Below are 9,132 nucleotides of genomic sequence, written 5' to 3'. Positions count from 1 at the left end.
AGGGCGGTCTGTTGTTCATCGAAAATGTAGGCAATCTGGTCTGTCCGGCGGCGTTCGATCTTGGCGAGGCGCACAAGGTGGTGGTGCTGTCGATCACCGAAGGCGAGGACAAGCCACTGAAATATCCGCACATGTTCGCCGCCGCCGATCTGTTGCTGCTGAACAAGATCGACCTGCTGCCGCATCTCGATTTCGACCTGGCGGCGACGATCGAATACGCCCGCCGCGTCAATCCGAAGATTGAGGTGCTGACGGTGTCGGCGAAGAGCGGCGAGGGGATGCCGGCGTTCTATGCCTGGATCGCGAAGCGCGCCGCTGCGTCACGCGCCGCCGCCAAAGCCGCGGAGTAAGCGATGCAACCGGCCTCCGCCTTGCCCGCCGATATCGCGCGCGCCCGGGTGCGGGTGCGCGGCGGCGTGCAGGGCGTCGGCTTCCGGCCGTTCGTCTACAATCTGGCGCAGCGCTACCGGCTCGGCGGCTTCGTCGCCAACGATGCCGAGGGCGTGCTGATCGAGGTCGAGGGGACATCGCTCGACGATTTCGTGGGGGCGTTGCGCCACGAAGCTCCGCCATTGGCCCGCGTGGAGTCGATCGAGACAGAAATGCTACGCCCGCGCGGCGAGGTCAGCTTCGACATCGCCGCCAGCCGCGGCGGCGCCGTCACTACGCGGATCGGCGCCGATGCGGCGACCTGCGAGGCTTGCCTCGACGACCTGTTCGATCCGACGAGTCGCTTTTATCGCTACCCGTTCGTCAACTGCACGCATTGCGGCCCGCGCTATACGCTGACGCGGCACCTGCCGTATGATCGCGCCAACACTTCGATGGCGCAGTTTTCAATGTGCGCCGCCTGCGCGCGTGATTACCGCGATCCATCCAATCGCCGCTTCCACGCCGAGCCGATCGCCTGCCCGGCCTGCGGCCCGCGCCTCAGTCATCCGATCGCCGCGATTGTCGCGCGGCTGCGCGCTGGCGGCATCGTCGCGATGAAGAGCCTCGGCGGCTATCATTTGCTGTGCGATGCGACCAACGAGGCCGCCGTCGGCGAGCTTCGCCGCCGCAAGGGCCGCGACGGCAAGCCGTTGGCCGTGATGGTGGCATCGGAAGCCTCGCTCGATGGCATTGTCGAGGCCAGCGACGCCGAGCGCGCGTTGCTGAAGTCGGTCGAGCGGCCGATCGTGCTGCTGCGATCTCGTGGCGCGCTGGCGCCGTCGGTGACGCCCGGGCTGCAGGCGCTCGGCGTCATGCTGCCCTACACGCCGCTGCACCAGCTGATCTTCCACGCCGCCGCCGGCTCGCCGGCGGGCCGCACCTGGCCGCGCGAGGCGGTCGACCTGGTGCTGGTTGCGACCAGCGCCAATCTCGGCGGCGATCCGATCGTGATCGATGACGCTGAGCGCACGCTTGCGGGTGTCGCCGATCTGATCGTCGACCACAACCGCGCGATCGTGGTCCGCGCCGACGACAGCGTCACCGCGATCATCGATGGCGCGCCGAGCTTCATGCGCCGCGCCCGTGGCTACACGCCGCGGCCGATCGTGTTGCCGCGCGCCGTGCCGCCGGTGCTGGCGGTCGGCGCGTACTTGAAGAATACGATCACTCTGACGCGCGGGCGCGAAGCGTTCTTGTCACAGCATATCGGCGATCTGGCGACCGCCGACACGGTGCGGTTCTTCGAACAAACCATCGATCACCTCACGCATCTGGTCGGTGCCGCGCCGATAGCGGTGGCGCACGATCTGCACGCCGACTTCGTTTCGACGCGCTTCGCCGAGACTCTCGGCCTGCCGCTGGTCGCCGTGCAGCATCATCACGCCCATGTGGCGGCAATTGCCGCCGAGCACGGCCTCGACGCGCCGCTGCTCGGCGTAGTGCTCGACGGCTATGGCCATGGCAGCGACGGCGGTGCCTGGGGCGGTGAGTTGTTTCGCGTCGATGGTCCGCGCTTCACCCGGCTCGGCCATTTGGCGGCGCTGGCTCTTCCGGGCGGCGATGCGGCGGCGCGCGAGCCGTGGCGGATGGCGGCGGCGGCGCTGCATGCGCTGGGGCGTGGTGGCGAGATCGCCACGCGCTTTGCCGATCAACAGCGCGCGGCGGCGCTGGCCGCGATGCTAGCAAATCATGGATGCGCGACGACCACCAGCGCCGGCCGACTGTTCGATGCCGCCGCCGGTCTGCTCGGGGTCTGTGCCGTGCAGAGTTACGAAGGCCAGGCGGCGATGCAGCTCGAGGCGCTGGTGCACAGCCCGCGCGTGCGGAGCGGCGGCTGGGAGATCGACGCCGGCACGCTCGATCTCTCGCCGCTGCTTGCCGACCTCGCCGACAATCCTGACGTGCGCGTCGGCGCCGAGCTGTTCCACGGCACGCTGGCCGCCGCGCTCGCGGATTGGGCGGCGCAGGCGGCGGAGCAGACCGGACTCACCACCGTCGCACTCGGCGGCGGCTGTTTCCTCAATCGCGTGCTGAGCGAGGATCTCGCCGCGCGGCTGCGTACGCGCGGGCTCGTGCCGCTGCTGGCGCGGCAATTGCCGCCGAACGATGGCGGTCTCAGCCTCGGGCAGGCGTGGATCGCCGGGCAACTCATCGCCGAACAGGAGCAACGCTGATGTGTCTCGCCATTCCGGCCGAAGTGATCGAGCTGCTGCCCGAGCAGATGGCGCGGGTGTCGCTGGACGGCGTCAGCAAGGTGATCTCGGTAGCGCTGGTCGAGGGCGTCGCGGTTGGCGACTACGTCGTGGTCCATGTCGGCTTCGCGCTGACACGGATCGACCCGGAGGAGGCGAAGCAGACGCTGGCGCTGCTCGCCGAGATGGCGGCGCCGGCAGAGGCCGCGTCATGAAATATGTCGACGAATATCGCGACGGCCGAGTCGCACGTGGCATCGCGGCGGCGATCGCGCAGGCGGCCGATCCGAGCCGCAGCTATCACTTCATGGAATTCTGCGGCGGGCACACCCACGCGATCTCGCGCTACGGCCTCGAAGACCTGCTGCCGCCGAATGTCCGCATGGTGCATGGCCCCGGTTGTCCGGTTTGCGTGCTGCCGGTCGGCCGCATCGACATGGCAATCGCGCTTGCGATGCGGCCCGAGGTGACGCTGTGCACCTATGGCGACCTGATGCGCGTGCCGGGCTCGCACAGCGCCTCGCTGCTGCGCGCCAAGGCGGCCGGCGCCGATATCCGCATGGTGTATTCGACGGTCGACGCGCTGGCGATCGCGCAAGCCGAGCCGGAGCGCGAGGTAGTGTTCTTCGCGATCGGCTTTGAGACCACCACGCCGCCGACCGCGCTGGCGATCAAACTCGCGGCGGCCAAGAGCCTCGCTAATTTCAGCGTGTTCTGCAACCACGTGCTGACGCCGCCGGCGATCCGCGGCATCCTCGAACATCCCGATCTCGATGGCCAGCCCGGCCCGCGGCTCGACGGCTTCGTCGGCCCCGCGCATGTCAGCGCGGTGATCGGGGCGGATGCGTTCGCGCCGTTCGCGCGCGAGTTCAAGAAGCCTGTGGTGGTCGCCGGCTTCGAGCCGCTCGACGTGATGCAGGCGATCCTGATGCTGGTGCTGCAGGTCAATGACGGCCGCGCCGAAGTCGAGAACCAGTACAGCCGCGCGGTGACGCCGGCCGGCAACGAGCGCGCGCAGGCCGAAGTCGCCGCGGTGTTCGACCTTCGCGACGTCTTCGAGTGGCGCGGCTTCGGCCGCGTGCCGGCGAGCGGGCTACGATTGCGTGCGGACTATGCGGCGTTCGACGCCGAGCTGCGCTTCGCGATGGCGGAGATTTCCGCCGCCGACAATCCGGCCTGCGAATGCGGCACCATCCTGCGCGGCATCAAGCGGCCGACTGACTGCAAATTGTTCGGCACGCTGTGCACGCCGGAGACGCCGATGGGCTCCTGCATGGTGTCCTCGGAAGGCGCGTGCGCGGCGCACTGGACCTACGGTCGCTTCCGCGACCATGCGCGGAGGACGGCAGCATGAGCGACCGGATCAGACGGCGCAAACTCGATCTGGTGCATGGCCGCGTCGATCTCTCGCACGGCGCCGGCGGCCGCGCGATGGCGCATCTGATCAGCGAGATCTTTCACGCCGCGTTCGACAACCCGCTGCTACGCGCCGGCAACGATCAGGCGGCGTTCGATGTCGAGGCAGGCCGCATGGTGATGACCACCGACGGCTTCGTCGTGTCGCCGTTGTTCTTCCCGGGCGGCGACATCGGTTCGCTCGCGGTGCACGGCACCATCAACGATGTGGCCATGGCCGGCGCTCGGCCTTTGTACTTGTCCGCCGGCTTCATCATCGAAGAGGGCTTTGCCTTCGCCGACCTGAAGCGGATCGCCGACAGCATGGCGGCAGCCTCGCGCGCCGCCGGCGTGCCGATCGTGACGGGCGACACCAAGGTGGTCGAGCGTGGCAAGGCGGACGGCGTGTTCATCACCACCACCGGCGTCGGCGTTGCGCCGCGCGATCTGGTGCTGTCTTCGGAGCTGGCGCGGCCGGGCGACAAGGTGCTGTTGTCCGGCTTCATCGGCGACCATGGCGTCGCGGTGATGTCCCAGCGGCAGAACCTCGCGTTCGAAACCTCGATCGTGTCCGACAGCGCGGCGCTGCATGATCTCGTCGCCGCGATGCTGGCGGCGGCGCCGCAGGGTCTGCGGGTGATGCGCGATCCGACCCGCGGCGGCGTGGCGGCGACGCTCAACGAACTGGCGCAGCAATCCGCGGTCGGTTTCCGGCTTGACGAGGACGCCGTGCCGGTCCGGTCGGAAGTCGCGGCGGCGTGCGAACTACTCGGGCTCGATCCACTCTATGTCGCCAATGAAGGTAAGCTGATTGCCATCGCCGCGCCCGAGGTGGCCGACGCCGTGCTGGCCGCGATGCGGGCGCATCCGCTCGGCCGCGCCGCGGCGCGGATCGGCGAGGTGATCGAAGACGATCACTCCTTTGTTCAGATGACGACGTCGTTCGGCGGCGGCCGCATCGTCGACTGGCTGGCCGGCGAGCAATTGCCGCGGATTTGTTGAACGTGGAATGACGGCAATGAGCGGGCAGGCGACGGTCCTGGTGGTCGATGACGAGGTGCGATCGCTCGAATCGCTCAAGCGTGTGCTGAGCGATGAATTCGAGGTGATCTGCGCCAAGGACGCCGGCGAGGCGCGGCGCGTGCTCGAAAGCGAGATTGTTCACGCCATCCTGTGCGACCAGCGCATGCAGTACGAGACCGGCGTCGACTTCCTCAAGCATGTCCGCGAGACCTGGCCAGATCCGGTGCGGATGATCATCTCGGGCTATTCGGACTCCGAAGACATCATCGCCGGCATCAACGAGGCCGGCATCTATCAGTACATCGCCAAGCCGTGGCATCCGGACAAGCTGCTGGAGACGGTGCGCGGCGCGGTCGAGCTGTTCCGGCTGCAGAAGGAAACCGAGACCGCCGGCGTCGACGTCAAGCTGACGCCGGAGCGGGTGCAGCGTGTCGTCACCGAGAAGCGCGGCGTCGCGCGCAAGCTGTACGACTTCGACCGCATCGTCCATGCGCCGGATAGTCCGCTGCGCGACGTCATCGAGCTCGGCAAGCGCGCCGCCGAGTTCGACATATCGGTGCTGATCACCGGCGAGAGCGGCACCGGCAAGGAGCTGCTGGCGCGCGCGATCCACTATGGGTCGGCGCGCAGCGGCAAGGCGTTCGTGGTCGAGAATTGCGGCGCGCTGCCGGATGAACTTCTGGAAAGTGAATTGTTCGGTTGCAAGAAAGGCGCGTTCACCGGTGCCTATCAGGATCGCATCGGGCTGTTCGAAGTCGCCGACGGCGGCACCATCTTTCTTGACGAGATCGGCGAGACCTCGCCGGCGTTTCAGGTCAAGCTGTTGCGCGTGCTGCAGGAGAGTGAGATCCGTCCGCTCGGCGCGCAGCGCGTTCGCAAGGTCGATGTCCGCATCGTCGCCGCGACCAACCGCGATCTCGAAGCTGAAGTCCGCGCCGGCCGCTTCCGCCGCGATCTGTTCTATCGGCTCGCCGCGTTCCCGCTGCATTTGCCGGCGCTGCGCGAACGTCCGATGGATCTGCCGCTGATCGCCGCGAAGGTGCTCGCCGACGTCACCAAATCCTATGGCCGCGCGGTGCAGGGTTTTACACCGGCGACGCTGGAGCGGATGCGTCACTACGACTGGCCGGGCAATGTCCGCGAGTTGCAGAATGAAATCCAGCGGATGGTGGTGCTGACCAATGACGGCTGGCTGCAGGAGCCCGATCTGTCGCCGCGCATCCGCAAGGGCGGCGCGCCGATCGAGCTGAAGCCGTCGCACCACGCGGGCCACTCGCTGAAGACCAACATCGAGGCGCTGGAGCGGCACATGATCGTCGAGGCGCTGGACCGCCACGGCGGCAATATCAGCCGCGTCGCGGGTGAGCTCGGCCTGTCGCGCGTCGGCCTGCGCAACAAGCTCGGCCGTTACGATCTGCGCAAGGGGCTCGCCGATGAGGTCTGATCGCGGCGAGAGTCTGATCGACCGCGTCGGCTCGCCCCTGCTGTCGCCGTTCGCGGGCGATCAGGAGGCGGCCTGGATCGAAGTGATCCGCAAGATGGACGAGGTCTATGCGGATCTGCTGCGCTACGAGACCGACCTCGAGGAGAAGAACACCGCGCTCGAAGAAGCGCAGGCCTTCATCTCCAGCGTCATCGAATCCGTCTCCGACATCCTGATCGTCTGCGACCGCAATGGCGTGGTGCTGCAGGTCAATCCCGCTGCGGTGCGGCTGCTCGGCAGTCCGGCCGAGGCTTTGCTTGCGCGCTCGCTTGCCGATCTGGTCGATCCGCCGGATGGAGCGCATATCGAGGCGATGCTACGCGCGCCGTCGGCTGCCGAGACCGTCGCGTTGGAGATCCGTTTCGCGACCACGAAAGGGCCGTCGGATCTCTACGCCATCAACGGCGCGACCCGCTGCGATCCGGCCGGCGCCCGTGTCGGCACGGTGCTCACCGGTCGCCCGATCGGCGAGCTGCGTCGGGCCTACGAGGCGCTGCACACCGCGCATAGCGAGCTGCAGCGCGCGCAGCGCCAACTCGTCGAGCAGGAGAAGATGGCGAGCCTCGGCCGCCTCGTCGCCGGTGTCGCCCACGAGCTCAACAATCCGATCAGCTTCATCTATGGCAATATTCATACGCTGGAACGATATCGCGAGCGGATGTCGGTCTATCTGACGGCGATCCATCACGGCGCCGATCCGGTCGAGGTGGAGCGGCTGCGCCGTGAGCTGAAGATCGACGCGCTGCTGGCGGACTATGCGTCACTGATCGAGGGCACGCTGGAAGGCGCGATGCGCGTCTCCGACGTGGTGAAGAATTTGCGCCGGCTCAGCTTCCCGAAGAGCGGCGAGACCCAGCGCGTCGATGTCGACCGCGTGGTGCGCACCGCCGCGCGCTGGGCCGCACGTGCCAAGCCGGGGCACGTCGAACTATCCTTCGACATCGCGCCGGACGTGGCGGTGGTCGGCAATGAGGGCCAGTTTCACCAGATCATAGTCAACCTCGTCGACAACGCGCTCGACGCGATGCGCGGCCACGCCGAGCCGCGCATCGACATCGTCGCGCAGCGCAACGGTGGCGACGTGCTGATCACCGTCGCCGATAACGGCCCTGGGCTGGCGGATGGGCTGATCGACAAGATCTTCGAGCCGTTCTTCACCACCAAGCCGGTCGGAGAGGGAACAGGTTTGGGCCTGTGGATCAGCTACGGCATCGCCCGCGAACACGGCGGCACGCTGGCGGCAAGTAACAAACCGGGCGGCGGTGCGGTGTTCACGCTGACGCTCGCAGCGGCGTAGCAACCGTAACGCTTCTCCGTCATGGCCGCGCTTGTCGCGGCCATCCACGTCTTCTGCGCCGCGATCGCTCAGGGCGCAGATGGCCGCGACGAGCCCGGCCACGCCGGATTCATGAGCGAATGGAATCGCTCACCCCAGCAAAAACTCCCGCACAAGCCGCAGCACCTCGTCCGGTTTGTCGTGCTGCAGCCAGTGGCCGGCACCTTCGACGGTTTCGGCGCGGGCGTTGGGGAAGTGGCTGGTGATGCCGGCTGCGGCGGCGTCGCGCAGGAAGCTTTCGCCCGCGAACATCAGCAGCGTCGGGCAGGTGATGCGGCGCCACAATTCGACATGGTCGTCCGGCCACAGCCGGTGCGGCGCCATCACCCGCTGATACGGATCGAATTTCCAGGCATAGCTGCCGTCGGCATTCTGCTTCGCGCCGTGAGTGGCGAGGTGGAGCGCCAGCTCGGGTGATAGCCGGGTGTTGTGCGCCTGCATCTGAGCAGCGGCCTCGGTGATGTCGCGATAGCGCCGCGGACTGCGCTGCTCGAGTGCTTCGAGCTGGTCGATCCATTTCCGGGTGCGCTCGTGCGCCGGGGCTTTCGTCGCGTCCGGCAATACAGTGATACCATCCAGAACCACCAGCCGGCTGACCTGCTCGGGAAACGTGCCGGCATAGATCAGGCTGACCATGCCGCCCATCGAGTGCCCGATCACTGTGATCGGTCCGCGTCCTTGAAAAGGCGGTAATCTTGTTAGGTCGTAGACGTATTCGGGCAGGCTATAGCTGCCGCCGAGCGACCAGTCGGAATCACCATGGCCGCGCAGGTCCGGGGCGACGACGTGAAAGTCCTGCCGCAGCGCGCGGGCCAGATGGTCCCAGCTGCGCGCGTGGTCGCGTCCGCCATGGATCAGCAGCAGCGGCGGCGCCGTGTCGTTGCCCCAGTCGACATAATGAAGGCGCAGACCATGCGAACGATAGAAGCGGCTTTCCGGATTTTGCATCGAATCTCGTGGTGCAGGATGGTTCAACGGCAGGTGGGAGCGCCGGATAGCAGTCGCGATGGCGCAACAACAGGCTTGCCCAGTTGAAAATGTGTTGCAACACTAGATTGTATCTTCGATGGTTCTGCCAGCACTGTTGATTCAAAACGACCGCAGGCTCGGCCGCCCGGGGTGGGATCGGCCGGTACAAGCCTGCAAGGGGCTTCTTCATGTCCGTGCCTAAGCGAGTCCGGAAGCCGTCGGGCGATGCGCCCGTGCGCGTCGATACCAGCGAATTGCGTGAGAATGCACAGGTCGCCAGCGACTTCCTGAAGTACCAGCTG

General features: G+C 67.1%; 8 protein-coding genes. 7 read left to right on the top strand and 1 reads right to left on the bottom strand.

The features are described from left to right. From hypB to ACOJTD_RS04890, 7 genes are all read left to right on the top strand, one after another. Positions 1–350 (top strand): hydrogenase nickel incorporation protein HypB (gene hypB / locus ACOJTD_RS04920; protein WP_420131813.1); only part of this gene is annotated, 350 nt, incomplete at its 5' end. Between the two features lie 3 nt (positions 351–353). Further along, positions 354–2,606 (top strand): carbamoyltransferase HypF, encoded by a 2,253-nt coding sequence (hypF, locus tag ACOJTD_RS04915; RefSeq protein WP_420131812.1) that lies wholly within the window; start codon positions 354–356, stop codon positions 2,604–2,606. Next, the gene (locus tag ACOJTD_RS04910) at positions 2,606–2,839 is read left to right on the top strand and encodes a HypC/HybG/HupF family hydrogenase formation chaperone (RefSeq protein ID WP_420131811.1); all 234 of its coding nucleotides are present in this window, start codon (positions 2,606–2,608) and stop codon (positions 2,837–2,839) included. Before hypF ends, ACOJTD_RS04910 begins: the two co-directional genes overlap by 1 nt. After that, a complete protein-coding gene (gene hypD, locus ACOJTD_RS04905; RefSeq protein WP_420131810.1) occupies positions 2,836–3,978 on the top strand; it encodes a hydrogenase formation protein HypD in 1,143 nt (380 codons plus the stop codon). Before ACOJTD_RS04910 ends, hypD begins: the two co-directional genes overlap by 4 nt. Next, the gene (gene hypE, locus ACOJTD_RS04900; protein ID WP_420131809.1) at positions 3,975–5,021 is read left to right on the top strand and encodes a hydrogenase expression/formation protein HypE; all 1,047 of its coding nucleotides are present in this window, start codon (positions 3,975–3,977) and stop codon (positions 5,019–5,021) included. Before hypD ends, hypE begins: the two co-directional genes overlap by 4 nt. A gap of 16 nt (positions 5,022–5,037) precedes the next feature. Next, positions 5,038–6,486, top strand: a complete 1,449-nt coding sequence (locus ACOJTD_RS04895; protein WP_420131808.1) for a sigma-54-dependent transcriptional regulator — start codon at positions 5,038–5,040, stop codon at positions 6,484–6,486. After that, positions 6,476–7,822 (top strand): sensor histidine kinase, encoded by a 1,347-nt coding sequence (locus ACOJTD_RS04890; protein ID WP_420131807.1) that lies wholly within the window; start codon positions 6,476–6,478, stop codon positions 7,820–7,822. Before ACOJTD_RS04895 ends, ACOJTD_RS04890 begins: the two co-directional genes overlap by 11 nt. A 129-nt stretch (positions 7,823–7,951) precedes the next feature. Here ACOJTD_RS04890 and ACOJTD_RS04885 read toward each other — a convergent pair whose 3' ends face one another. Continuing rightward, entirely contained in the window at positions 7,952–8,809 is an 858-nt protein-coding gene (locus ACOJTD_RS04885) for an alpha/beta fold hydrolase (RefSeq protein ID WP_420131806.1), read from the bottom strand. Positions 8,810–9,132 lie beyond the last annotated feature (323 nt).

Origin of the sequence: Rhodopseudomonas sp. (assembly GCF_048594845.1) — a bacterium.
Lineage (GTDB): Bacteria > Pseudomonadota > Alphaproteobacteria > Rhizobiales > Xanthobacteraceae > Rhodopseudomonas.
Note: the sequence above shows the minus strand (reverse complement) of the source record. Positions and strands in the feature narration are given on the sequence as shown.